The 24,568-nt window shown below is 51.5% G+C and carries 22 protein-coding genes and 1 tRNA gene; 11 read left to right on the forward strand and 12 right to left on the reverse strand.

Annotation, left to right across the window (positions count from 1 at the left end; translation table 11 throughout):
- Positions 1-45: 45 nt before the first annotated feature.
- Both AC0LWE_RS11755 and mgrA read right to left on the reverse strand, forming a co-directional pair.
- Positions 46-399 carry a DUF2502 domain-containing protein gene (locus tag AC0LWE_RS11755; protein WP_131487766.1) on the reverse strand — a complete coding sequence of 118 codons (354 nt, stop codon included), beginning with the start codon at positions 397-399 and terminating at the stop codon, positions 46-48.
- Between the two features lie 127 nt (positions 400-526).
- On the reverse strand, positions 527-1,525 hold the full coding sequence (mgrA, locus tag AC0LWE_RS11760) for an L-glyceraldehyde 3-phosphate reductase (protein WP_204771527.1): 999 nt from the start codon (positions 1,523-1,525) through the stop codon (positions 527-529).
- A 185-nt stretch (positions 1,526-1,710) separates the two neighbouring features.
- Here mgrA and ipdC point away from each other — a divergent pair, with 185 nt between their 5' ends.
- Positions 1,711-3,369, forward strand: coding sequence for an indolepyruvate decarboxylase (ipdC, locus tag AC0LWE_RS11765; protein WP_219347519.1), 1,659 nt, complete (start codon positions 1,711-1,713; stop codon positions 3,367-3,369).
- Here ipdC and AC0LWE_RS11770 read toward each other — a convergent pair whose 3' ends face one another.
- Positions 3,370-4,605 carry an ion channel protein gene (locus tag AC0LWE_RS11770; protein WP_059179370.1) on the reverse strand — a complete coding sequence of 412 codons (1,236 nt, stop codon included), beginning with the start codon at positions 4,603-4,605 and terminating at the stop codon, positions 3,370-3,372. It lies immediately after the preceding gene.
- A 205-nt stretch (positions 4,606-4,810) separates the two neighbouring features.
- Between AC0LWE_RS11770 and glk the strand changes: the two genes are divergently transcribed.
- Positions 4,811-5,776 (forward strand): glucokinase, encoded by a 966-nt coding sequence (gene glk, locus AC0LWE_RS11775; RefSeq protein WP_059179369.1) that lies wholly within the window; start codon positions 4,811-4,813, stop codon positions 5,774-5,776.
- 35 nt (positions 5,777-5,811) lie between these two features.
- On the opposite strand, the gene AC0LWE_RS11780 is transcribed toward glk, so the two are convergent.
- Together AC0LWE_RS11780 and AC0LWE_RS11785 are read right to left on the reverse strand one after the other, a co-directional pair.
- On the reverse strand, positions 5,812-6,549 hold the full coding sequence (locus AC0LWE_RS11780) for a LytR/AlgR family response regulator transcription factor (RefSeq protein ID WP_059179368.1): 738 nt from the start codon (positions 6,547-6,549) through the stop codon (positions 5,812-5,814).
- Between the two features lie 14 nt (positions 6,550-6,563).
- Positions 6,564-8,261, reverse strand: coding sequence for a sensor histidine kinase (locus AC0LWE_RS11785; protein ID WP_219347520.1), 1,698 nt, complete (start codon positions 8,259-8,261; stop codon positions 6,564-6,566).
- A gap of 385 nt (positions 8,262-8,646) precedes the next feature.
- Between AC0LWE_RS11785 and alaC the strand changes: the two genes are divergently transcribed.
- Entirely contained in the window at positions 8,647-9,882 is a 1,236-nt protein-coding gene (gene alaC / locus AC0LWE_RS11790; RefSeq protein WP_059179366.1) for an alanine transaminase, read from the forward strand.
- 62 nt (positions 9,883-9,944) lie between these two features.
- Here the strand turns inward: alaC and ypdK are convergent, their stop codons facing one another.
- The 3 genes from ypdK to AC0LWE_RS11805 form a co-directional block, all read right to left on the reverse strand.
- Positions 9,945-10,016 (reverse strand): membrane protein YpdK, encoded by a 72-nt coding sequence (gene ypdK, locus AC0LWE_RS11795; RefSeq protein WP_106379800.1) that lies wholly within the window; start codon positions 10,014-10,016, stop codon positions 9,945-9,947.
- 355 nt (positions 10,017-10,371) lie between these two features.
- Complete coding sequence (gene lpxP / locus AC0LWE_RS11800; RefSeq protein WP_216981835.1) at positions 10,372-11,292, reverse strand: kdo(2)-lipid IV(A) palmitoleoyltransferase; 921 nt, start codon at positions 11,290-11,292, stop codon at positions 10,372-10,374.
- Between the two features lie 596 nt (positions 11,293-11,888).
- Positions 11,889-12,266, reverse strand: a complete 378-nt coding sequence (locus AC0LWE_RS11805; protein WP_234592825.1) for a hypothetical protein — start codon at positions 12,264-12,266, stop codon at positions 11,889-11,891.
- Positions 12,267-12,721: 455 nt separating this feature from the next.
- Here AC0LWE_RS11805 and AC0LWE_RS11810 point away from each other — a divergent pair, with 455 nt between their 5' ends.
- Entirely contained in the window at positions 12,722-12,928 is a 207-nt protein-coding gene (locus AC0LWE_RS11810; protein WP_234592823.1) for a hypothetical protein, read from the forward strand.
- A 293-nt stretch (positions 12,929-13,221) separates the two neighbouring features.
- On the opposite strand, the gene AC0LWE_RS11815 is transcribed toward AC0LWE_RS11810, so the two are convergent.
- Together AC0LWE_RS11815 and AC0LWE_RS11820 are read right to left on the reverse strand one after the other, a co-directional pair.
- Positions 13,222-13,296 (reverse strand) — tRNA-Arg (locus AC0LWE_RS11815).
- Between the two features lie 75 nt (positions 13,297-13,371).
- Positions 13,372-14,313: a formate/nitrite transporter family protein gene (locus AC0LWE_RS11820; RefSeq protein ID WP_219347521.1), complete on the reverse strand. Its 942-nt coding sequence runs from the start codon at positions 14,311-14,313 to the stop codon at positions 13,372-13,374.
- 314 nt (positions 14,314-14,627) lie between these two features.
- On the opposite strand from AC0LWE_RS11820, the gene mlaA reads away from it, so the two are divergent.
- Complete coding sequence (gene mlaA / locus AC0LWE_RS11825) at positions 14,628-15,380, forward strand: phospholipid-binding lipoprotein MlaA (RefSeq protein WP_059179363.1); 753 nt, start codon at positions 14,628-14,630, stop codon at positions 15,378-15,380.
- A gap of 46 nt (positions 15,381-15,426) precedes the next feature.
- Here mlaA and fadL read toward each other — a convergent pair whose 3' ends face one another.
- Positions 15,427-16,761 (reverse strand): long-chain fatty acid transporter FadL, encoded by a 1,335-nt coding sequence (gene fadL, locus AC0LWE_RS11830; protein WP_219347522.1) that lies wholly within the window; start codon positions 16,759-16,761, stop codon positions 15,427-15,429.
- A gap of 372 nt (positions 16,762-17,133) precedes the next feature.
- Between fadL and AC0LWE_RS11835 the strand changes: the two genes are divergently transcribed.
- The 4 genes from AC0LWE_RS11835 (at position 17,134) to sixA (ending at position 21,734) form a co-directional block, all read left to right on the forward strand.
- Complete coding sequence (locus tag AC0LWE_RS11835) at positions 17,134-17,418, forward strand: YfcZ/YiiS family protein (RefSeq protein ID WP_015959881.1); 285 nt, start codon at positions 17,134-17,136, stop codon at positions 17,416-17,418.
- Between the two features lie 162 nt (positions 17,419-17,580).
- Entirely contained in the window at positions 17,581-18,891 is a 1,311-nt protein-coding gene (gene fadI / locus AC0LWE_RS11840; RefSeq protein ID WP_202667435.1) for an acetyl-CoA C-acyltransferase FadI, read from the forward strand.
- Positions 18,891-21,038, forward strand: coding sequence for a fatty acid oxidation complex subunit alpha FadJ (gene fadJ, locus AC0LWE_RS11845; RefSeq protein WP_202667436.1), 2,148 nt, complete (start codon positions 18,891-18,893; stop codon positions 21,036-21,038). Before fadI ends, fadJ begins: the two co-directional genes overlap by 1 nt.
- Positions 21,039-21,248: 210 nt before the next feature.
- Entirely contained in the window at positions 21,249-21,734 is a 486-nt protein-coding gene (gene sixA / locus AC0LWE_RS11850; protein WP_131489070.1) for a phosphohistidine phosphatase SixA, read from the forward strand.
- A gap of 45 nt (positions 21,735-21,779) precedes the next feature.
- On the opposite strand, the gene smrB is transcribed toward sixA, so the two are convergent.
- On the reverse strand, positions 21,780-22,331 hold the full coding sequence (gene smrB, locus AC0LWE_RS11855) for an endonuclease SmrB (protein WP_219347523.1): 552 nt from the start codon (positions 22,329-22,331) through the stop codon (positions 21,780-21,782).
- Between the two features lie 157 nt (positions 22,332-22,488).
- Between smrB and prmB the strand changes: the two genes are divergently transcribed.
- On the forward strand, positions 22,489-23,421 hold the full coding sequence (gene prmB / locus AC0LWE_RS11860; RefSeq protein WP_015959876.1) for a 50S ribosomal protein L3 N(5)-glutamine methyltransferase: 933 nt from the start codon (positions 22,489-22,491) through the stop codon (positions 23,419-23,421).
- 60 nt (positions 23,422-23,481) lie between these two features.
- Positions 23,482-24,567, forward strand: a complete 1,086-nt coding sequence (aroC, locus tag AC0LWE_RS11865) for a chorismate synthase (RefSeq protein ID WP_059179357.1) — start codon at positions 23,482-23,484, stop codon at positions 24,565-24,567.
- The last annotated feature ends 1 nt before the right edge of the window (position 24,568 follow it).

The following is a 24,568-nucleotide window of genomic DNA, read 5'->3' on the forward strand; positions in this document are numbered from 1 at the left end:
AGCATGAAAAAGGAGCCTGATGGCTCCTTTTTTGCGGTGACGATATTAGTGGCGATGCCCGTGTCCGTGCCCACGATCGTGACCTCGTCCATGGCCCCGAGGTCCGCGACGGTCATCACGATCGCTCCAGCCTTCACGGTAGCCACGTTCGTACGCCTTGCGGTTATCCCAACCACGGTGACGACCATTATCATGTCTCCACCAGCGGTTTTGACGCCATTCGTAGTTACGGTGCCAGTAATCACGGTCGCGCCAGCCGCCACCGTCCCAGTAGTTACCAGAGTTATCACGATCGCCAATATGTAATTTTATTGACGGCAACAGGGTAATTTCGCCTGCATTTGCAATCAGTGGCGCACTCGCCATCAGGATTGCCGCAAGAATCAGTGATTTGAACATTATTGTTATTCTCCTACGAACGGAGCCGTAAGCGGCCTGTTAACGCAATTTTACGGGGCAGTAAAGCCCCGTATAATCGCCTCAACTCCTAATTCACAGGGGGGAGCACTTTTTGCTAAAGACGCATTTATTTTGAGCTGTTCAGAATCGCGTCGATCGCTTCAAGCTCTTCAGCAGTGAAGTGAAGATTATTGAGCATGCCGACTGCGTCTTCGATTTGTGACGTCTTACTGGCACCAATCAGCACGCTGGTGACGGTGTCGTGACGTAACACCCAGGCGAGTGCCATTTGTGACAGCTTCTGGCCTCGGCGTTCGGCTAACGCGTTGAGCTGGCGAACCTTACTCAGTTTTTCATCGCTGACCTGATCGGCATTCAGGAATCGACTCTTGCTCGCCGCGCGTGAATCAGCCGGAATACCATTCAAATAGCGATCGGTCAGTTGCCCACCCGCGAGCGGTGAGAAAGGAATACAACCCACCCCTTTTTCCTGCAAAACGGACAGCAATCCCTCTTCAGGAGCACGTTCAAACATCGAGTATTTTGGCTGGTGGATGAGACAAGGCGTCCCAAGATCGTCCAGGATATCAATGGCCTCGCGAGCCAGTTCCGCCGGGTAGTTTGAAAGACCGACATACAGGGCTTTGCCCTGGCGCACGATATGATCGAGCGCTTTCATTGTCTCTCTCAGCGGCGTTTCTGGGTCCGGGCGGTGGTGGTAAAAGATATCAACATATTCCAGCCCCATGCGCTTGAGGCTTTGATCAAGGCTGGCGATGAGATATTTTCGCGACCCCCAGTCCCCGTAAGGCCCGTCCCACATGGTGTATCCCGCTTTAGTCGAGATCACTAACTCGTCACGGTAAGCGTGAAAATCTTCCCGAAAAATACGTCCAAAGTTGCTCTCTGCCGATCCTGGCGGTGGCCCGTAATTGTTGGCCAGATCGAAGTGGGTGATCCCGAGCTCGAATGCGCGCTGTAAAAGTTGACGGCTATTTTCAATCAACGTGCTGTCGCCAAAGTTATGCCACAGGCCCAGCGAAACGGCGGGGAGTCTCAGACCACTCTGACCGCATCGACGATACTGCATTGACTCATAACGTGTTTTATCAGCCTGAAAAACCATGCTCTAGCCCCTTTGTTCTGAATAGTGATTCTCAGTGTATACGTTTACACGCTGGTTCAGACCATCAGATTACTACGTCATTTTTCGTAAAGCATTCTTTCCAGCCTCTTCTTTTCCGCATTCCTGGACAGACATCACGCTTCTTTAATACTCAAAGTGAGGTCAACGTCAGAAGGACTCCTGTTATGCGAACCGCCTATTCCGTCGCCGATTATCTGCTGGACCGCCTTTCACAGTGTGGTGTTGAGCACCTGTTTGGCGTGCCGGGTGACTACAATCTGCAATTCCTTGATCACGTTATCGACAGCCCCGTAATCCGCTGGGTGGGGTGCGCCAACGAACTCAATGCCTCCTATGCCGCCGATGGATATGCCCGCTGCAAAGGTTTTGCCGCGTTGCTCACGACATTTGGTGTGGGAGAACTGAGTGCGATGAACGGAATCGCCGGCAGTTTTGCGGAGTACGTGCCGGTATTGCACATCGTAGGAGCGCCTTGCAGCACCGCGCAGCAAAAAGGGGAGCTGATGCATCACACATTGGGCGACGGAGAATTCCGCCATTTCTATAAGATGAGTGAGCCCATTACCGCAGCGCAGGCTATTCTCACCGAACAAAATGCCTGCTATGAAATCGATCGCGTATTGTCAGTCATGCGACGTGAGCGCCGCCCGGGATATCTGATGCTACCCGCAGATGTGGCAAAAAAACCTGCCATACCCCCTGTAAGCGTTTTCACTGATGAACTTCTTCCCCTTGATCACGCCTGTTTGCAAGCGTTCCGCGAAGCCGCAGAGGCGCGTCTTGCAACCAGTCAACGTACGGCGCTATTGGCTGATTTTTTAGTCCTGCGGTATGGGCTAAAAAAATCGCTTCAGGCGTGGGTGAAAGAGACGCCCATGGCACATGCGACGATGCTGATGGGGAAAGGGATTTTTGATGAGCGACAGACGGGTTTTTATGGGACGTACAGCGGGGCTGCGAGCACCAACGCCGTACGGGAGGCTATCGAAGGGGCGGATACCGTCATCTGCGTGGGCACGCGTTTTACCGATACGTTGACCGCGGGATTTACTCACAAACTCACTGCGGCCCAGACCATTGAAGTCCAACCCTATGCGGCTCGGATTGGGGATCGCTGGTTTACCGGCATTCCCATGGCGCAGGCGGTTGAAATCTTATCTGAGCTTTGCAGGCAGCACGTTACCCGACAGGCGCTGCCGAGCCATCAGCCTGCTCTTTCTCAGGATTATCATGAAGGCACGCTGACTCAGGATAATTTTTGGCACACGCTGCAAACGTTTATTCGTCCCGGGGATATCATTCTTGCCGATCAAGGGACTGCTGCGTTTGGTGCAAGTGCGCTGCGACTGCCTTCGGACGTCGACTTTATCGTTCAGCCGCTATGGGGATCGATCGGCTTTACGTTAGCAGCGGCGTTTGGCGCGCAAACCGCTTGTCCGGATCGGCGCGTAATTGTGCTCACCGGGGACGGCGCAGCACAGCTGACGATTCAGGAAATGGGCTCGATGCTGCGGGATAATCAGCGGCCGGTCATTCTGGTGCTGAATAACGAAGGGTATACCGTTGAGCGGGCGATTCATGGGGCGGAGCAGCGCTATAACGACATCGCGCTGTGGAACTGGACGCAAATCCCGCAGGCGCTCAGCCTGAATTGTCAGGCACAATGCTGGCGGGTCAGCGAAACGGTACAGCTGGCGGAGGTGCTGGAGAAAGTCGCCCATCGTGAGCGACTTTCACTGATTGAGGTGATGTTGCCCAAAGCGGATATTCCTCCGCTTCTCAGGGCCATCACCGAAGCGCTGGAGGCGCGTAACAGCGCGTGATCACTTATCCTTCCGCCAGGCCATCAGCATAGGTTTGCCCGCCAGCAGGAGCCAGGCGGGCAGCATCACGATACAGAGTAACGGCAATAAGTTGGTATCGGGCACCACGACCGCTGCCATAAACAGGCTCAGCCAGGCATCGCGCGTGACGACCAGCACCAACCCCAAAATGGAGCAGGAAATCGTAATTGCCGCCGGAACGGCGTCGACATGCTCATGGAGCATCAGTCCTAACGCCACGCCGATAAATACCGCCGGGAAGATACGCCCCCCGCGAAAACCACATGCAGCCGCCACGACAACGGCGGCCAGCTTGATAACGGCGAACAGGAAATAATCCGACACGCTAAAGACCTGGCTAAATGCCATCTGTTGCATCTCATCGAGGCCTTTAAATAACGTCACCGGCCCACCGATTGCCCCAAGAATCCCCAGCAGAAAACCGCCCGCACCCAGAATCAAAACCGGGTGTTTGAGCTTATGCATCAGGCGATGCAGTCGCGGCAAGCACCAAACGGCCACCATACCTAGCGCGATGGCGATGGCAGCGACAATGGCACCGCTGAAAATATCTGCCAGTTGCATCTGCCCGTAATGCGGAATGGGCAGCGAAAAATGCGGATGGTAAAACAGGCTGGTGGTGAGCGCGCCAGCGGCGGCAGCCATCAGAGGCGCAAAGAGGCGATCCCAGAGCGGGACGTCGTTATCGCCACTCAGCGTTTGGGAAAAAATAAGCGCGGCGGCGACGGGCGTACCAAATAGCGCCCCGATGGTGCCGGCAGACGCCAGAATCGTCCAGTCCAGCGCGCCAACGCGGGGGAAAATGCGCGAACCCAGATAAACTGCGAGCGCAATATTCACGGCCATGATGGGGTGTTCTGGCCCCAGACTCACACCGCCCGCCAGACCGATCACCAGGGCAAGAAGTAAACCCGGTAGCGCCGCCGGGTTGACCGGCGCGCTAATCAACGGCTCCAGCGCCGGATCGGGGCCTGCGTGTCCAGGGCTAAAACGAATGACTAAGCCTACCGCGATACCGGTGAGGGTCAGCATCAGGATAATCCAGGTCGGAGAGGCAAAATCGATGCCGAGCTTTCCCGGCAGGGCAGCCCACAAAAAAGTTTGCAGCACCGAGGCGACTTTCATCACGACGATTAACACCAGGCTTGACGCAATACCAATGATGAGCGCAGGTGTCGCTAACAACAGCATGGTTCTGGCTCGCGGATGGAGCATGATGATTTCCTTGTACAAAAGTATTTAGCGTGACTTTGCACATTCAGTTTGACGGCAATAGTGCAAAAGGTGCTGAAACGGTAAAGTGATTCTGTGACGAAGATCGATTATCCTGGGCAGTTCGCATTCAGGCCGTTGTTGTTATCCCGCCTTGAATTTACAGTGTCCCAAAGATTTATTCTGACTTTAGCGGAGCAGTAGAAGAATGACAAAATATGCTTTAGTAGGCGATGTAGGCGGCACGAATGCGCGGCTGGCATTATGCGATATTGATACCGGTGAAATTTCTCAGGCAAAGACCTATTCCGGGCTGGATTATCCCAGTCTTGAAGCGGTAGTTCGTGTCTATCTGGATGAACATCAGGTCGGTGTGGAGGACGGTTGTATTGCTATTGCCTGCCCAATTACCGGTGACTGGGTGGCCATGACGAATCACACCTGGGCCTTTTCCATTGCCGAAATGAAAAAAAATCTCGGCTTCGCACATCTGGAAATTATCAACGACTTTACGGCCGTTTCAATGGCGATCCCCATGCTCAAACCCGAACATCTTATTCAGTTTGGTGGCGCGGAACCGGTCGAAGGCAAGCCGATTGCCGTCTATGGCGCGGGCACAGGACTGGGTGTTTCACATCTGGTTCACGTTGATAAACGTTGGGTCAGCTTGCCGGGCGAGGGCGGTCACGTTGATTTTGCGCCGAACAGTGAAGAAGAAGGCATCATTCTGCATGAACTGCGCGCCGAACTGGGCCACGTCTCCGCCGAGCGCGTGCTGTCCGGCCCTGGGCTGGTCTATCTTTATCGCGCGATTGTGAAATCCGATAATCGTCTGCCGGAAAACTTACAGCCAAAAGACATTACTGAACGCGCCCTGGCGGACAGTTGCACTGACTGTCGTCGCGCGTTGTCACTGTTCTGCGTGATTATGGGACGCTTTGGCGGCAATCTGGCGCTCAATCTCGGCACGTTTGGCGGGGTTTACATCGCGGGTGGCATTGTGCCGCGTTTCCTGGAGTTCTTTAAAGCGTCGGGTTTCCGTGGCGGATTTGAAGATAAAGGGCGTTTTAAATCCTATGTGCAGGACATTCCGGTTTATCTGATCGTACATGATAATCCAGGACTGCTGGGCTCCGGCGCGCATTTACGCCAGACGCTGGGCCAATATCTCTGATTGTCATCCCCTCTCCAGGTGGAGAGGGGATTCTGCTACAAATGCATAAGCTGTCTGAATTCCTTCACCTTGCTACGACTCACTGGCACCTGAAAATCCAAATCCTTCAGCCGTAAAATATAGGTGTTGTTAAACCACGGTTCGATCTCGCGGATTTTATTCAGATTCACACAAAACGAACGGTGACAGCGGAAAAAATGCGACGCGGGCAGCTTGCTGCAAAATTCAGTGATATTCATCGGCATCACGAAAGACTCGCGGCGAGTATAAACAAACGTCATTTTTTCGTGCGCTTCGGCGTAATAAATATCATCCATGGGGGTGACGATAATCCGCTCATCTTTTATAAGATTCAGCGTATCGTTTTCACGTGTAATAACAGGGCTTGTGCTCACCGCGGAGTGGTTTTGCTGCTGCCAGGCCATTTCAAGTTTTTGCAGCATACTCACAATGCGCGATTCCTGATAAGGCTTGAGAATGTAGTCAAACGCTTCCAGTTCGAATGCTTCGACGGCATGCTCTTTCCAGGCAGTGACAAAAACAATAAACGGCTTATGAGCAAACTGATTGATATTCTGCGCCAGCAGTACGCCATCCAGTGACGGAATGTTGATATCCAGGAAAATAGCGTCAACTTTGTTGTGCTGTAAAAACTTCAGCACATCCAGTCCGTCTTCAAACGTACCCACAATCTCCATCTGGCTGTGCTCTTTTATCAGCCAGCTCAGCTCTTGTTGGGCGAGGATCTCATCTTCGACAATGATGACTTTCATGCATCCATCCTCATTCAGGGCCACAATAATGTTTGCGTATGCACGGGCAAGCGCTCATTAGGCACATAAAAAGCGATTTCCGTCCCGGGTTCCAGACGACGAATATGCAGCCCTTCGCCGTAAAGTAATTTCACGCGGTGATGAACATTCAACAGGCCAATTTTATTGCCGGGCATTTCGTTAGATTCCACGCGCGCAATCACGTTGGGATCAATGCCGTTTCCGGTATCTCGTACCGCCACGCGCACGCGATTGCCACATTCCGCCACGCTAATCGTAACTACGCCTTTGCCTTTGCATGGCTGAATACCGTGGACGATCGCGTTTTCAACCAGCGGCTGAATCAACAGGCTTGGGATGACGCAGTGCACCTCTTCGTCGATATCGTAGATGACCGTCAGCTTATCGCCAAAACGTGCCTGTTCGATCGCGATGTAGTCTTTGATCTGATACAGCTCTTTTTTGATGTCGATTTGCTCGTCGTCATTAAGCTCAATGTTGTAGCGTAAATAGCGCGAAAGATTATAAATCAGCTGACGGGCGGTATCTGGATTCATTCGAATAGAAGAGGAAATCGCATTCAGCGCGTTAAACAGGAAATGGGGATTAATTTTACTTTGCAGGGCACGCAGCTCTGCCTTATTTGCCATTTCACGTAGCTGCTCGGCGCGAGAAACTTCCAGCTGTGTAGAGATAATTTGTGACAGGCCAATCGCCATCTCCTGCAGTGAAGAGGTGATTTGATGCGCATGACAGTAGTAAATCTTAAGCGTGCCGGTAACTATCCCTTTTTCCCACAGCGGGATGACCAGCATGGAGTGGATCTCCGGCGTGCGATGCGCTTCATCATTGTTTTTAATAATGATTTTTCCGTAGTTAATGGCCTGGCGAGTCGTGGGGCTGACGGCATCGTCGTTATCGCGATAGTTATGTTCACCCACACCCACGTAGGCCAGCACATGATCAATATTGGTGATCGCCACCGCATCAGCGTGAATATCTCGTCGGATGATATCGCAGACCTGACGCAAGGATTCTGCGTTGACATGCCGAAAAAGCGGCAGCGTTTTATTGGCAATATCCAGCGCAAGTTTCGCCTGGCGCGCTGCGCTGGCCTCTTTTTCGCCTTCGACGCTCTGCACCAGTAAAACGATAAATCCAATACATACGCTGCCCAGAATCATCGGAATACCGATTTTCGAGACAATATCCAACCCAAGTTCGATAGAAGGGGCCCAGGCCACCACCAGGATCATGGTCAGCGTTTCGCACACCATACCGGCCACGATACCGGCTTTCCAGTGCTGTTTTTTGGGAAACTTACGGTTGATCCAGCCGGATAATACACCCGCGATTATGCTGGTGATAAAGCACGGGATAGCCGTCACGCCACCGATATCGATTAAATAGCGGTGCGTTCCCGCAATAATGCCGGTAATGATCCCCACCCATGGGCCAAATAAAATCCCCCCGGACATCACGGCAATAATGCGCACATTGACCAGCGATCCCTCTACCGGTACGCCGGACCAGGTACTGAAGAGCGCAAACATCGAGAAGATTGCAGTGACGGCCAGCAGCTCTTTTGGCGAGTGTGCTGATTTGTGCAAAAGCTCGCGAAAAAGCCGGATGCGGATCAGGAAAAACAGACAAATCAGCATTAATGCTGCGCGATCAAATACCGCCAGCAGCATAGTGAATATTTCGTGCACGAGACAACCTGGGAAAACGGGAAAAATCTATGATAGAAAACCTGACGCCGAATGACCAGACATCACGCTTTTTTAGCAAATGAGGAAAAACCTTAATTTACAAAGGGGATTGTTGGATTCTGATTGACGGGATTGATGATGACGGTGAAGGAGCGGATTGTTGTAAGTTCATTGATATCATGATGTTAATTAAATGGCATCTCTGATCTCTTTTTGCATCAACACTTCCTGTTTTCCGTAAATTGTTGTTCCCATTTTACCTCTATTTTTATTTTTTCATTCTCCTCTCGACAGGGGGTTTTCAATCAGGCTATTTTCTAAGCATGCCACAAACGTGGCAGCGTCGCTCGGACGGTCCGGGCGCAAACGTGACTCTGAGGAATCTATGGCTGAATTCAGTCCTGAACGCCGTTTTACGCGTATCGATCGTCTCCCCCCTTATGTTTTTAATATCACTGCTGAACTGAAAATGGCTGCGCGTCGGCGCGGCGAAGACATTATCGATTTCAGCATGGGTAATCCCGATGGCCCTACGCCGCCGCATATCGTCGAAAAACTGTGTACCGTTGCTCAACGCCCGGATACTCACGGATACTCGACGTCGCGTGGCATTCCGCGACTGCGACGTGCCATTTCTCGCTGGTATCAGGATCGCTATCAGATTGATATCGATCCTGAAAGCGAAGCTATCGTTACGATTGGATCGAAAGAAGGACTCGCACACCTGATGCTGGCGACGCTGGATCATGGCGATACCGTACTGGTGCCAAATCCGAGCTATCCGATCCATATTTATGGTGCGGTGATAGCTGGCGCGCAAGTTCGTTCCGTGCCGTTGGTAGAAGGCGTGGACTTCTTCAACGAGCTGGAACGCGCGATTCGAGAAAGTTATCCGAAGCCGAAAATGATGATTTTGGGCTTTCCGTCGAATCCGACGGCGCAGTGCGTCGAGCTGGAGTTTTTTGAAAAAGTGGTAGCGCTGGCGAAGCGTTATGACGTGCTGGTGGTCCATGATTTGGCGTACGCCGATATCGTGTATGACGGCTGGAAAGCACCTTCAATTATGCAAGTACCCGGCGCGCGCGATGTGGCGGTTGAATTCTTTACGCTGTCGAAAAGCTACAACATGGCTGGGTGGCGTATCGGATTTATGGTCGGCAATAAAACGCTGGTCAATGCGCTGGCGCGAATCAAAAGCTATCACGACTACGGCACTTTTACGCCGCTACAGGTGGCCGCGATTGCTGCGCTGGAAGGCGATCAGCAATGTGTGCTAGACATCGCCGCGCAGTACAAACGACGCCGCGATGTGCTGGTGAAAGGGCTGCATGAAGCGGGCTGGATGGTCGACATGCCGAAAGCCTCGATGTACGTCTGGGCAAAAATTCCTGAGCACTATGCGGCCATGGGGTCACTGGAGTTTGCTAAAAAGCTGCTTCAGGACGCAAAAGTCTGCGTTTCCCCTGGCATCGGTTTTGGTGATTATGGCGACACGCATGTGCGTTTTGCGCTCATTGAAAATAGCGATCGTATACGCCAGGCGGTGAGAGGGATTAAAGGCATGTTCCGAGCCGATGGTCTTTTGCCGTCGGACAAAAAGAATTTAGCAGAATCTGAATAGCCGTCGCACGCATAAAAAAAGAGGCGCCAATGGCGCCTCTTTTTTTAACGGTTGTTCTTCGCTCAGATCATCAGGGCAAAGGTTCCGGCCCAGACAAATACAATCACCGAAATGCCCATAAAGAAATATTTCACGTTTGTCGCTCCGCGCATCTTTTGATACGCCTAAAAAAACAAAGTCCAACTGAGTATAGAGAGTTGAAATCGGACGCTATCGGAAATAAGAATTATCCCGCTATGCCATCGACTCCAACTCAGAATTCTGTGCCTTCCCGTTGCCAGACGGCGCTAATGTACGCCTAAAAAACAGGAGTGACAAGGGGCATTTTTTTAAATACTTTCCGTCACTTACGAGTGTCGTGGAATGGCGACAGATTAATTTCATCGTGCAATAAATAGACGTTGAGCGACGATGAAAATTAACAATTGAGACTGTGATGGCAGGTGATTGAAAAGGTTAGTTTCTCAACGAAACTAACCTTCAAAGATGTTACGTATAAAGAGAGGATTCACCAACAGGACGTGTTTTGAAGCGGCGATGGACCCACAAATATTGTTCAGGGGCACGCATGATTTCTTTCTCGATCACTTTGTTGATGTAAGCGGCCGCTGCCGTCTCGTCCTGGGGATAATTTTTCAACTCAGGTGATATAAAGAGACGATAACCTGAGTTATCCGCTTTTCTGATCATAGTGACAGTCAGCATCGGTGCGCCAGAAAGACGTGAGATCACAAACGTACCGTTCGTTGTAGCAACATTCCCAACGGCAAAAAACGGAGCAAAGCTGCTTCCTTTGCGGCCATAATCCTGGTCGGGAGCGAACCAGACAGCTTCGCCTTTTTTGAGTGCACTCACTAAGCCACGCAAATTGTTACGGCTGATCATGGCTTTGTTAGACCGAAGACGACCGCGCGTCTGCACCCATTCCATCAGTAAGTTGTTGTGCGGACGATAGGTCGCCATCATGGGTTGGCACAGCCCCATCACCCGACCACCCAGCTCCAGCGACATAAAATGAACGCCAATCACCATTACGCCACGGTTTTGCGCCTGCACCTCTTTCAGATTCTCCAGGCCCTCAACATCGAACCATTTACGCACGCGCTCGTCGGGCCAGAACCAGGCGATACCTGTTTCCAGCAGCGCCATCCCAATGGCTTTGAAGTTTTCTTTAATCATTTTTTCACGTTGAGCGGACGTGTCGTTTGGGAAACAGAGCTCAAGGTTTCTGCGCGCAATGGATTCACGTCGTTTCAGGAAGTGGCGGGATGCACTGCCTAACCGCGAGCCCAGAACACGAATAGCGGGATAAGGTAATTGAACCAGTAGCCAAAGTAGACCAAGACCAAACCACGTTACCCAGTAACGCGGATGAAGAAATGCACGCTGGAATTTGCATTGAGACAAAATAGTGAACCTATATAAAGCCTGAGAAGGTAGCGCAAACTTCGCGTTACAACCTGCTTGCGTAGACCGCATTTCAGGATAGTAGTTTCAGCGCTTACCGATATTTACGGAGTCAATAACCACTGCCAATGTAAGGTAGGCTGCGTAATGTAGCATCGTTGGACACCGTGTTCCACGACTACTTTATCTGAAAAAGCAAGCTCAGTGTGATGAGGACTACAGGCTTTAAAGTGCAACGCGTGCGCCAGTATTTCGACCTATATTGCATAAGTACGACCGCCAATATTGATTGTTAAATATCCTGATAATGAAACCATAATCATCTTATTCCAGTGCTACAGGATATTAAACAACCTGATACAGTCATGAAATAACGTCGTCAAAGAGTCATCTGGCTCTATTATCGGCCCGCATTACGTGAAAGGGTTTCTCGCTTCATCGGTGAACACCATTTACAGAGTGATATTTTGACAGCAAAACGATGAATGTCTGTTTTGTGGTGATAATTCGTCGCCACGTTCAGATAGACTGCTGTTTGATGTTTTATGAAGAGTGCTGTATAGCCTGCTGATTAACATGATTCAACAGGCTTCACGAAATCAGCGTGCAGCCGATTTTACTTGATGAAAGCGGGGAAGATCTAAAATATCGTAGGTGTAAGTGTCTTTCAAATAACAACGGTCGGGCGTATCGCTATTCGCGTACAGTAAAAAATACTGTTGGGTGTCCTCAAAAATCACAAGGTCATCGCCATTCCTGAAGTGAGTCACCACATAAGGCGTGTTATTTTTTGTGCGGGCATGGTTAACACCTGAGGCAATTTGAAAGCGATCGGCCCATTTCATGGTGCTGAGCTGATATTTAAAGTGAGAAATGGTCACACTGCTCCGTAAAGAACAGGAGAGCCGAATAGCAGTGGCGGCAAACGACGGTGAGCTTATGAGGGTGATGAGGCTGAGTAAGAGTAAAATTTTCAAGGTGTCTCCATTGAGGATGATATTGCGAGGAACAGTACTGGAATTGCCGTCAGCATGATTGAATCAGCGGCGTTGTTGACGAGGTACACGCGAGGTGGTGGTCTGGTGATGCCCAGCAGAGATAACATTGTATAGATAACTCAAAGAGATACAAGTTTGGTGCGCAGTTTACTGTCCGTAAAACTTGCACGGAGCTGCATTTCCGGGAGGGATGTACCTTCTCGAATGCATCTGTCACGTTAAGATGAATTGTAATCGGAAATGATTATGTATTCTTGACGGTAAATATAGTCATTAAGGCTCAATGTTTATTTCCCGGATTTTCGCTTGATTGTCTTTATTTATCGTTTTGAGATTGTCTTTTCTGTTATTTTATCAGGCTCGCTTCACAATCCAGTTTTTTGCATACAAGCGGCGCACAGAAAAAGTCTGAATTGCCTCTGAAACGTGTTTTGATGGGCAATTATAGCAACGGAATAGAGCCGCAGCCCATTTCGGATCGCGCAAAGATCAATGTGAATAAAATAACGCTACCAGTCTACTGGCTGAAATCTCGTCAGCCATACATTACCGAGTTCATGGTTGAAGGGCGGGTGTTACACCGGCCTGATCTTTTACAGATTTGGCTTGCTGCATTTCTGTCACCGCTACCGGCAACATAAAAGCCAGCACAGGGGATGTATTGCGTCAGCAGCCTCGTTACCCTAAACAGTAATTTCACAAACGCAGCGGCGGCTTACCAGGCCGATAACAAGAATGACCGGATGCCGTTGTCTCAGGCACAGGTTCAAAGACATTTAGGTTTTTACTCGGGTGGAAGAGGATAATTTTTTGAACACGGAGTAAATAACGTTCAACAGGGGTTGGACTCGTTGAGATTGCTAAGTCGAGAAAAGAGGAGTAACGGCTGATTTCAGGCTAAGTGGGATTTGGTAGATATAACGAGAAGTCTCAATGGTGTCCCCTGCAGGAATCGAACCTGCAACTAGCCCTTAGGAGGGGCTCGTTATATCCATTTAACTAAGGGGACGAAGCGGCACGAGTATAGCGTTATTTACGCTATGCGTTAAGCTCAATGCCGCTTGACTGCTCAAAGAGTCGCCATTTAATCCGTTTTTTTTGGACTTTCGTCATTGTTTTGCCGAGCTTTTTCTTTTTCCTTTAACTCCGCCTTACGTTTATTCGACATGTCATTGCGAATTTGAGCATGGCTTAAGAGGGCGAAAATGAAGGTCCCGCCGCAGATATTTCCTGCCAAAGTCGGCAGCGCGAAGGGCCAGAAAAAGTCTGTCCAGTGCTGCGTCCCATTGAATACCAGGTACAACACTTCAACCGTTCCCACCACAATATGCGTCGTATCGGCCAGTGCAATAAGCCATGTCATCAGGATAATAACGACAATTTTTGCGGATCCCGCAGACGGGAACATCCAGACCATGGTGGCAATAATCCAACCGGAGATAATGGCGTTGGAGAACATCTCAAGAGGCGTGTTCTTCATGACGTCCGTACCAATTTTGACGAACGCGTCGCGCGTCGGCTCATCAAAAATGGGCATATACTCGAAGGCCCACGCAGCCACTCCTGTGCCAATAAGATTCCCCAGTAACACAACGCCCCACAGGCGCATTAAAAGGCCAAAATTTCCCCACGTCGGACTTTGCATCACCGGCAGAACCGCGGTCACTGTATTTTCAGTAAACAGCTGTTGGCGCGCCATTATGACGATGACAAATCCAAAGGTATAACCCAGGCTCTCAATCAAGAAACCACCGGGAACACCTTCTAGCTGTACGTGGAAAATACCTTTCGCCAGCAGCGATGCGCCCATCGACAATCCTGCTGCAATCGCAGACCACAGCAGGGCCATGGCATCACGTTCAAGCTCTTTCTCGCCGTCCTGGCGGATATGCTCGTGAATAGCCATGGCTCGTGAGGGAAGGCGATCTTCATCGACTTCTATTTTTTTACCACGCTGCTTTTCTTCGCTTTCAACTTCAAGCTCATCCGAATGTTTATCGATTTTTTCTTCTTTTAGATCGTCCATAGAAAGTGTCTCGCTTCGTTATCATCCCTATAATCGTAGCGTTTTTTCGGATGTTGCCCGTCGGGATGCTCTTATTTTCTGGTAATGGCAACAAACGCGATACATCACGTTGTGTCACACGCTAAAATCGCCATCAAATGAAATGGCAAAGTCAGGCTATGCTGTGATCAGGGCGTGAGCGATCATCACCCGGCATTGTGTGCGTGGACATCCAGAAACGTGCTGTTACAATCACTTGCATGTTTATAGAGGAGCGTCATGCGCTCCGTTACGGATGGCAATCTACGATAGCCATACTTAACAGGGAGAAATAAATGAAACTTCGGCTGTCGGCGCTTGCGCTGGGCACAAGCCTGCTTGTGGGCTGCGCCAGCTCAGGCGAGCAAACGGGGCGCTCCGATCCTTTAGAAGGATTCAACCGCTCCATGTATAGCTTCAACTACAACGTGCTGGACCCGTATCTGGTTCGTCCGGTGGCTGTGGCATGGCGCGACTATGTTCCACAACCTGCGCGCAATGGGCTGAGCAATTTCACCAGTAACCTGGAAGAGCCCGCAGTGATGGTGAACTTCTTCCTGCAAGGCGATCCGTATCAGGGGATGGTGCATTTTACTCGCTTCTTCCTGAACACCCTGTTGGGTATGGGCGGCTTTATCGATGTAGCTGGGATGTCTAACCAGAAACTGCAACGTGAACAGCCGCACCGCTTTGGTAGTACGCTCGGAAGTTATGGCGTCGGCTATGGCCCGTATATGCATTTGCCATTCTACGGTAGCTTTACCGTTCGTGATGACGGTGGCGATATGGTTGATACGCTTTATCCGGTTCTGTCATGGCTGACGTGGCCGCTGTCGATTGGGAAATGGACGGTCGAAGGTATCGAAACGCGCGCGCAATTGTTGGATTCTGACGGCCTGCTGCGCCAGTCTTCCGATCCTTATATCATGGTGCGTGAAGCTTACTTCCAGAATCATGATTTCATTGCCAGCGGTGGCAAGCTGAAGCCGGAAGATAACCCGAATGCGAAAGCTATCGAAAACGAACTGTCCGAGATTGATGCGGAATAAATAAAAAAAGGTGAGCAAATGCTCACCTTTTTTAATGATTGCGGAATTAGAACGCGTAGTTGAAGTTAGTACCGAACAGCCACGCTTTACCTGCAGATTTGAATTCGTACGCAGACACACCTTCACCCTCGGTGAAGCTGACGTTCTGACCATGCATGTAGGATGCACCCACATCAACAGAAGCATCGTCGTTGAAGGCATAAGTCATACCTGCGCTCAGCCAGAAGCGGTCCTGATCCGGAATTGAGATAGAACGTTTGTCGGCCGGCACCGGGCTGTCATCGAACGCGATACCCGTACGGAAGGTCCAGTTCTTATCGTAGTAGTAGGTTGTACCCAGCGCGATACGATAAGCATCTTTGAAGTTTTCGTCTTTCTGGAACAGCGTCTGGCCGTTGTCGCCCGTCGCTTTCAGTTCCTGGAACTGGCTCCAGCTGGTGTAAGTCAGGCTATAGTGAACGGCCCACTGTGGCGCGACGCGGTTATAACCGGACACTTCCCACATTTCAGGCAGATTCAGAGTAAGCGCACCGTTCTGTGTTCTTCCGCCGGTACCGGTTGGCAGGGAAGTCATCCCCATGTTGGCGAAAATACTGTTAAGCGCCGGGTTAATGGAGCTCTTATAGTCGCCTTCGAAGTCGATTTTAACTTCTGAACGGTAAGTCAGACCCCAGCGGTTGTTTTTATCCAGCTCATACAGAATGCCGGCATTCCAGCCAAAGCCCCACTCGTCACCCTTCAGGTATGCAATTTGGTCGCTCGGTGAGCTAATACCATCCCTGTACGGAGGAGGGAGTTGGGAAGCCAGTAATGGACCCAAATCGCCCGCGTAGCGTTCGATTTTCGCTTTGGCATAAACGGCATCAAAGCCAAGGCCGAAGCTCCAGTTACTGTCCAGACGATATGCACCGCTCAGGTTCAGGTTCATCGTCGTCAGATCGGTTTTGCCGCCGTAAATACCTGCGCCATAGCTGTCATTGAATTCGGTTGCCAGACCATAGTTTGACGTGACCGATGCACCCCAGCCAAACTGATCGTTAATGGGCATCACGAAGTGCATGTTAGGCACCCAGGCTACCGGAGCAATATTGTCCTGATTCGCGCTTTGCCCTGTCAGGCTAGATTTTCCAGTGACGTTTACATCAGGATCGATATAAACCGCACCTATAGAGAAGGTTGGGCGATCAAACATCGTGATCAGCGCCGGGTTACGGCTCACGTTGCCTGCATCATCGGCAATTGCGCCTTCCCCAGAATAGGCACGGCCAAGGCCAGAGGAAGAAAATTCGTTGAGCTGGAAGCCCGCTGACCAGGCGGACGTTGATACGATTGCCACTGCGACTGCCAGCGCAGTCTTTTTGAACAGGGTTTTCTGGCTCATGACCATAACCTCATTGAGTTTTTTTTATTCAATAATTGTTACACGTAGTAACAGGAGCGCGGAGTGTAGGGTCTGTGGTAACACTTAGAAATCAGACCAGTGGCGAGAGTATAGGTCTGACCAGATGGAATGTTGCAAGTTTGTTTATTAAGTTTTTCAAAGATGTTTATCGAAACGGGATCTGCGTGGCAAAAATGCGACCCGTCGCACTCATTGAAAAGGGTGATTTTTGCGTTAGATCATTTTTTAGTGTGATATCGCTCACTTATCGCCTTTTGCGCCATTAACGACTGGAGAGACCACCGGCTCGGGCGTAAAATATCGACAACGTGTTTATCTCGCGCCGTGCGCGAATCCAGAGGAACTTGAGCTATGAGTAAATGCAGTGCTGATGAAACCCCGGTTTGCTGCTGTATGGATGTCGGTACCATCATGGACAATACGGATTGCACCGCGTCTTACAGCCGCGTGTTTAGCAAACGTGCGGACGCCGAAGAAACGCTGAGTGCATTGACTAAGCGCGCTCGCGACGTGGAGTCCGATCCTTGCGAAATCAAATCCACGCTCACCGAAGTTGAAGGTGGTGTGAAACTGGATATCGATTTCATTTTTGCTTGCGAAGCAGAAACATTGATTTTCCAGCTCGGCTTACGTTAATCCCGTCTTTTACGCCTCTGTTCTTCAGGGGCGTTTTCTTTTTCTTCTCTGTGTTTTAGCTCGCATTTTTTCGTTTCCCTGATTGGCTGAATGTAAAAAAATGGTTAAGACTGTTATCAGGTCAGACCACTTTATGCGTTTTGTCATTAACAGGGGAGTGTTATGAGTCAGGCATTACCGCTTATCACCCGCCAGGGCGATCGCATCGCCATTGTCAGCGGATTGCGTACGCCATTTGCACGCCAGGCGACGGCATTTCATGGAATACCGGCTGTCGATTTGGGCAAAATGGTGGTGGGGGAGATGCTGGCTCGCAGCGAAATATCCCCTGACGTCATTGAGCAACTGGTTTTTGGCCAGGTTGTTCAGATGCCTGAAGCACCGAATATCGCTCGTGAAATTGTGCTGGGCACCGGTATGAATGTGCATACCGACGCGTATAGCGTCAGCCGCGCGTGTGCGACCAGCTTTCAGGCGGTGGCAAACGTCGCTGAAAGTCTAATGACGGGAACCATTCGCGCCGGTATTGCGGGTGGCGCCGACTCTTCTTCCGTTTTGCCTATTGGCGTCAGCAAGAAACTGGCGCGTGTGCTGGTGGACGTCAATAAAGCGCGCACAATGGGGCAACGCCTCAAACTTTTCTCTCAACTACGTTTACGCGATCTCGCACCTGTTCCTCCTGCCGTCGCGGAATATTCGACGGGCCTGCGCATGGGCGACACCGCCGAGCAAATGGCAAAAACGTACGGTATCACGCGCGAACAGCAAGATGCCCTGGCGCATCGTTCACATCAGCGCGCTGCGCAGGCCTGGTCAGAAGGCAAGCTCAGGGACGAAGTGATGACGGCGTATATCCCGCCATTTCGCGAACCGCTCACCGAAGATAATAATATTCGCGGCACCTCAACGCTGGCGGATTATGCAAAATTACGTCCGGCATTCGATCGTAAACATGGCACCGTCACGGCGGCAAACAGCACCCCGCTGACCGACGGCGCGGCGGCGGTTATCCTGATGACCGAATCACGGGCGAAAGAGCTGGGTCTGGTTCCACTTGGGTATCTGCGCAGCTATGCGTTTACCGCCATCGACGTGTGGCAGGATATGCTGTTGGGGCCAGCATGGTCGACACCGCTGGCACTGGAGCGTGCCGGATTAGCGCTATCGGATTTAACACTCATCGATATGCACGAAGCCTTTGCCGCGCAAACTCTGGCGAATCTGCAATTGCTGGGCAGCGAACGCTTTGCTCGCGATGTCCTTGGACGGGCACACGCCACGGGCGAGGTCGATGAGAGCAAATTTAACGTTCTTGGCGGCTCGATTGCCTATGGGCACCCCTTTGCGGCCACCGGTGCTCGAATGATTACGCAAACCCTGCACGAGCTTCGCCGTCGCGGGGGAGGGTTTGGTCTGGTTACCGCGTGTGCAGCGGGTGGTTTGGGCGCAGCGATGGTTCTGGAGGCTGAATAATGGAAACGACTTCCGCATTTACACTTAACGTGCGTCTGGACAACATCGCGGTTGTCACTATCGATGTCCCGGGCGAGAAAATGAATACCCTGAAAGCCGAATTTGGCGTTCAGGTACGCAGCATTTTGAAGCAGGTCCGCGACAACAAAAATATCCGTGGGCTGATCTTCATTTCCGCCAAATCTGACAACTTTATCGCGGGTGCGGATATCAACATGATTGCCCGCGCTAACAGTGTGCAAGAGGCTGAAGAGCTTGCCCGGCAAGGGCAGCAAATCATGGCGGAGATCCATAGTTTACTAATCCCGACGATCGCCGCGATCCATGGCGCCTGCCTTGGCGGCGGGCTGGAATTAGCGCTGGCCTGCCATAGCCGCATTTGTACGGATGATGCAAAAACCGTTCTTGGTCTGCCGGAAGTGCAGCTTGGGTTGTTGCCAGGCTCTGGCGGAACGCAACGATTACCACGGCTGGTGGGTGTCAGCACTGCGCTGGAAATGATTCTCACCGGCAAACAGCTCCGCCCACGGCAGGCCCTAAAAGTCGGCCTGGTCGACGAAGTGGTTCCTCATTCTATTCTTCTGACGGCGGCCGTTGAACTGGCGCAAAAGGAGCGGCAGGCAAGCCGTCATTTGCCCGTGCGGGAGCGTATCCTGGCGGGGCCGCTTGGCCGCGCGCTGCTGTTTAATGCGGTTGGCAAGAAAACCGAACAAAAAACCAAAGGCAACTACCCGGCGACGAAACGTATTTTAGACGTTATCGAAACGGGGCTATCACAGGGAAGCAGCAGCGGTTACGCCGCAGAAGCCAAAGCCTTTGGCGAATTAGCAATGACGCCTCAATCGCAGGCCCTGCGAAGCATCTTTTTTGCCAGCACGGATGTCAAAAAAGATCCCGGCAGCGAGGCTGCTCCTGGTCCGCTAAATGCCATTGGCGTTTTGGGCGGCGGATTAATGGGCGGAGGCATCTCTTTTGTGACCGCCAGTAAAGGCAAATTGCCCGTTCGTATCAAAGACATTAATGCGAAAGGCATCAACCATGCGCTGCAATATAGCTGGCAGCTGCTTGATCAAAAGGTAAAACGCCGCCATATCAAAGCCAGCGAGCGAGACCGAGAACTGGCGCTGATTTCAGGCACCACAGACTTTAGCGGTTTCAAACACCGTGACGTGGTCATTGAGGCAGTGTTTGAAGATCTGAAACTAAAGCAACAGATGGTGGCGGACGTTGAGCAGCACTGCGCGCCACATACGATTTTTGCATCAAATACGTCATCTTTGCCAATAGGCGATATCGCGGCAAATGCGGCGCGACCAGAACAGGTGATTGGTTTGCACTTCTTCAGCCCGGTAGAAAAAATGCCGCTTGTTGAAGTGATCCCTCATGCGTCGACCAGCCCACAAACCGTAGCAACGGTCGTTAAGCTCGCTAAGCGGCAAGGGAAAACGCCGATAGTCGTGGCAGATAAAGCGGGATTTTACGTCAATCGTATTCTTGCACCCTATATCAATGAAGCAATGCGGCTGCTGACCGAAGGCGAAAAAGTCGAAAATGTTGATGACGCGTTGGTGAAGTTTGGGTTCCCGGTTGGGCCAATCCAACTTTTGGATGAGGTCGGAATTGATACAGGCACTAAAATTATACCTGTGCTTGAAGCGGCTTATGGCGAGCGCTTTAGTCCCCCTGCGAATATTGTTTCAGCGATTTTGAATGACGATCGCAAAGGCAGAAAAAATGGTCGGGGTTTCTATCTTTACGCAGCAAAAGGGCGTAAAAGCAAGAAACAGGTTGACCCCTCGGTTTATGGGCTTATCAATGCCAGTGGCCAGGGCAAGCTTACCGCGCAACAGTGCGCTGAACGCTGCGTCATGATGATGCTTAACGAAGCGGCGCGTTGCTTTGATGAAAATGTGATTAAAAACGCGCGCGACGGTGACATTGGCGCCGTATTTGGCATTGGTTTTCCGCCTTTTCTTGGCGGCCCGTTCCGCTATATGGATAGTCTGGGCGCGGGTGAAGTTGTGGCGACATTGCAGCGTCTGGCATCACTTTATGGCTCTCGATTTACACCCTGCGAGGCATTAAAACAGATGGCAGAAAATAAGCTGCGTTTTTGGCCAGCACAGGAAACTGACCCAATAAATTAGGGTCAAAATAGAGTAGATCCTGGGGTGAATGGGATAGCCATTGTCTAATTTGTAAACAGATATTGACTATACTTACGCCATTAAGGTAAAAAACAGCGTTTCATTCATCGAATGGATCAGGCACAATGCCCGGCCATCGGGTTTTCTGCCTTTTTGCTGTATTCGCGGGTAGTCAACGCCGGTGATCCTGGTCAACAAAAGCGGTGCAATATGCAAGTTTTTATCATGCGTCACGGCGACGCGGCACTCGATGCCGCCAGTGACTCTGTTCGTCCTTTGACAACCTGCGGCTGTGACGAATCTCGTCTAATGGCCACCTGGCTCAAGGGTCAAAAAGTGGACATTGATCGTGTTCTGGTGAGCCCATTCTTGCGTGCTGAACAGACGCTAGACGTGGTAGGCGAATGTATGAACCTGCCTAAAAACGTGGACGTGCTTCCTGAACTCACACCTTGCGGCGATATCGGTCTGGTGAGCGGTTATCTTCAGACATTGAGTCATGAAGGCGTCGCGTCTGTGCTGGTCATTTCCCACCTGCCACTGGTCGGCTATTTAGTTGCTGAACTGTGCCCTGGCGAAACGCCTCCGATGTTTACCACCTCGGCCATTGCTAACGTCACGCTCGACGAAAGCGGCAAAGGGGTGTTCAACTGGCAAATGAGTCCGTGCAATTTGAAGATGGCAAAAGCTATCTGACGTGACGTGCGATCTGGCGGGTAAATAGTATTACCCGCCACTCTGTCAGGGCAGCTCAGGCGGCTGCCACTCTTCAATTTCAATCAACACCAGCAATGCGGCATCTCCGCCGTACTCTTTCGGTGCCTGATGAAAAGCCATCACGTGTGGGTGCTGAGCCAGCCACAGTGGCGTTTGTTGTTTAAGAATATGTTTGCCGTGCCCGTGCATAACACAGGTGCAAAAAACGTGTTCGCGACGGCATGCCGCAATCAATGCCCCGAGCTCCTGTTTCGCCTGCATCTGCGTCAGGCCATGCAGATCAAGAAACAGCTCCGGCGAATAATCCCCACGACGTAATTTTTTCAGCTCAAAATGGCTGACGTCTTCGCGCACATATTTTACCGGGCCCTGTGTGTTGAGCAGCGGCTGGAATTCATCTGAAAAATAGTGGCTGTTATCGGCCTGTTCCTGAAGCATCCGTTTAACCGGCACTTCGGTGATTTTTTTACGGATCGGACGATGAACAATGGTGTCCTGCGCGATTTGACGCGTCCCGCTCATAAGCTGGCGAAACAGCGACTGATCCTCCTCGCTAAGCGATGTTTTCTTTTTCATTCTTGGGTCTCATCTCTTATTTCCCTTAGTTTACCTGAGGGAGGCGCAAGCAAAACGCATTTTTTCACCTGTCTCGCGTCGCGACAATGCTGATTTATCGCCGTCTTCATGGCAAACTAGCCGCCGAAAATTATGCAAGCATGCCCTGGAGAGAATAATGGATAAAATTTTTGTCGATGAAGCAGTAAACGAACTGCATACCATTCAGGACATGTTGCGCTGGTCCGTTAGCCGCTTCAGCGCCGCTAATATCTGGTACGGTCACGGCACGGATAACCCGTGGGATGAGGCTGTGCAGCTCGTACTGCCGTCGCTTTATCTGCCGTTGGATATCCCCGAAGACATGCGCACTGCGCGCCTGACCTCCAGCGAAAAACACCGTATCGTTGAGCGTGTGATCCGTCGTGTGAACGAACGCATTCCGGTCGCGTATCTGACCAACAAAGCCTGGTTCTGCGGCCACGAATTTTATGTCGATGAACGCGTGCTGGTGCCGCGTTCACCGATTGGCGAGCTGATCAACAATCATTTTGCGGGTCTGATGGACCATCAACCGGAGCATATTCTGGATATGTGTACCGGTAGCGGATGTATTGCGATCGCGTGCGCCTACGCTTACCCGGAAGCAGAAGTCGATGCGGTGGACATCTCGACTGACGCGCTGGCCGTCACTGAACACAACATCGAAGAGCACGGTTTAATTCATCATGTGACGCCGATCCGCTCCGATCTGTTTCGCGATTTGCCGAAGCTGCAATACGATCTGATTGTGACCAATCCGCCGTATGTGGATGCGGAAGATATGTCCGATCTGCCGAATGAATATCGCCATGAACCCGAACTCGGCCTGGCATCCGGTACAGACGGCCTGAAGCTGACGCGCCGCATTCTGGCCTGCGCGCCGGATTATCTGACCGATGACGGCATTCTGATTTGTGAAGTCGGTAACAGCATGGTACATCTGATGGAGCAGTACCCGGAGGTGCCTTTCACCTGGCTCGAGTTCGACAACGGTGGCGAAGGCGTCTTCATGCTGACCAAAGCGCAGCTTATCGCCGCGCGTGAATACTTCAGCATCTATAAAGATTAATCTTGCGGGCTTCGGCCCGTTTCACCTGCTCAAACAGAGAACAACGATAACGGAGCCGTGATGGCAGGAAACAGTATTGGACAATTATTCCGCGTGACCACGTTTGGTGAGTCGCACGGTCTGGCGCTCGGGTGCATCGTAGACGGCGTACCGCCGGGCATCGAACTGACCGAAGCCGATTTACAACACGACCTTGACCGTCGCCGTCCGGGCACCTCGCGTTACACCACGCAGCGTCGCGAGCCAGACCAGGTCAAAATCCTCTCCGGCGTCTTTGAAGGGCGCACTACGGGCACCAGTATCGGCCTGCTGATTGAAAATACCGACCAGCGTTCTCAGGATTACGGCGCGATTAAAGATGTTTTCCGCCCAGGTCATGCTGATTACACCTACGAGCAAAAATTTGGTTTTCGTGATTATCGCGGAGGCGGTCGTTCGTCTGCGCGCGAAACCGCGATGCGCGTTGCCGCAGGTGCGATTGCGAAAAAATATCTGGCGCAGAAGTTTGGCATTGTGATCCGCGGTTGTCTGACCCAAATGGGCGATATTCCGCTGGCCATCAAAGACTGGGATCTGGTTGAACAGAACCCGTTCTTCTGTGCCGATGCGGACAAAATCGATGCGCTGGACGAACTGATGCGCGCCCTGAAAAAAGAGGGCGACTCCATTGGCGCAAAAGTCACCGTTGTCGCTGATGGCGTGCCGCCAGGCTTAGGCGAACCGGTATTTGACCGTCTGGATGCTGATATCGCGCACGCGATGATGAGCATTAACGCTGTGAAAGGTGTAGAGATTGGCGACGGTTTTGAGGTCGTTGCGCTACGCGGCAGCCAGAATCGCGACGAAATCACCGCGCAAGGTTTCCAGAGCAATCATGCGGGCGGTATTTTGGGCGGTATCAGCAGCGGCCAACAGATTGTGGCCAATATCGCACTGAAGCCGACTTCCAGCATCACGGTGCCTGGTCACACGATTAATCGCGCGGGCGAAGAAGTTGAAATGATCACCAAAGGCCGTCACGATCCTTGCGTGGGTATCCGCGCGGTGCCGATTGCTGAAGCGATGCTGGCGATCGTGCTGATGGATCATTTCCTGCGCCAGCGCGCGCAGAACGCGGATGTGATTCCCCCTCTTCCACGCTGGTAAC

The sequence above is a fragment of the Lelliottia sp. RD5 genome (genome assembly GCF_056032945.1).

Excerpts from the sequence above, each read along its gene's own strand:
- fadJ (WP_202667436.1), top strand. The coding sequence starts at position 18,891 with ATGGAAACGACTTCCGCATTTACACTTAACGTGCGTCTGGACAACATC.
- alaC (WP_059179366.1), top strand. The coding sequence starts at position 8,647 with ATGGCTGAATTCAGTCCTGAACGCCGTTTTACGCGTATCGATCGTCTC.
- mgrA (WP_204771527.1), bottom strand. The coding sequence starts at position 1,525 with ATGGTTTTTCAGGCTGATAAAACACGTTATGAGTCAATGCAGTATCGT.
- AC0LWE_RS11810 (WP_234592823.1), top strand. The coding sequence starts at position 12,722 with ATGGGCAATTATAGCAACGGAATAGAGCCGCAGCCCATTTCGGATCGC.
- glk (WP_059179369.1), top strand. The coding sequence starts at position 4,811 with ATGACAAAATATGCTTTAGTAGGCGATGTAGGCGGCACGAATGCGCGG.
- mlaA (WP_059179363.1), top strand. The coding sequence starts at position 14,628 with ATGAAACTTCGGCTGTCGGCGCTTGCGCTGGGCACAAGCCTGCTTGTG.
- prmB (WP_015959876.1), top strand. The coding sequence starts at position 22,489 with ATGGATAAAATTTTTGTCGATGAAGCAGTAAACGAACTGCATACCATT.
- AC0LWE_RS11835 (WP_015959881.1), top strand. The coding sequence starts at position 17,134 with ATGAGTAAATGCAGTGCTGATGAAACCCCGGTTTGCTGCTGTATGGAT.
- smrB (WP_219347523.1), bottom strand. The coding sequence starts at position 22,331 with ATGAAAAAGAAAACATCGCTTAGCGAGGAGGATCAGTCGCTGTTTCGC.
- sixA (WP_131489070.1), top strand. The coding sequence starts at position 21,249 with ATGCAAGTTTTTATCATGCGTCACGGCGACGCGGCACTCGATGCCGCC.
- AC0LWE_RS11820 (WP_219347521.1), bottom strand. The coding sequence starts at position 14,313 with ATGGACGATCTAAAAGAAGAAAAAATCGATAAACATTCGGATGAGCTT.
- AC0LWE_RS11770 (WP_059179370.1), bottom strand. The coding sequence starts at position 4,605 with ATGCTCCATCCGCGAGCCAGAACCATGCTGTTGTTAGCGACACCTGCG.
- AC0LWE_RS11780 (WP_059179368.1), bottom strand. The coding sequence starts at position 6,549 with ATGAAAGTCATCATTGTCGAAGATGAGATCCTCGCCCAACAAGAGCTG.
- fadL (WP_219347522.1), bottom strand. The coding sequence starts at position 16,761 with ATGAGCCAGAAAACCCTGTTCAAAAAGACTGCGCTGGCAGTCGCAGTG.
- fadI (WP_202667435.1), top strand. The coding sequence starts at position 17,581 with ATGAGTCAGGCATTACCGCTTATCACCCGCCAGGGCGATCGCATCGCC.
- ipdC (WP_219347519.1), top strand. The coding sequence starts at position 1,711 with ATGCGAACCGCCTATTCCGTCGCCGATTATCTGCTGGACCGCCTTTCA.
- AC0LWE_RS11755 (WP_131487766.1), bottom strand. The coding sequence starts at position 399 with ATGTTCAAATCACTGATTCTTGCGGCAATCCTGATGGCGAGTGCGCCA.
- aroC (WP_059179357.1), top strand. The coding sequence starts at position 23,482 with ATGGCAGGAAACAGTATTGGACAATTATTCCGCGTGACCACGTTTGGT.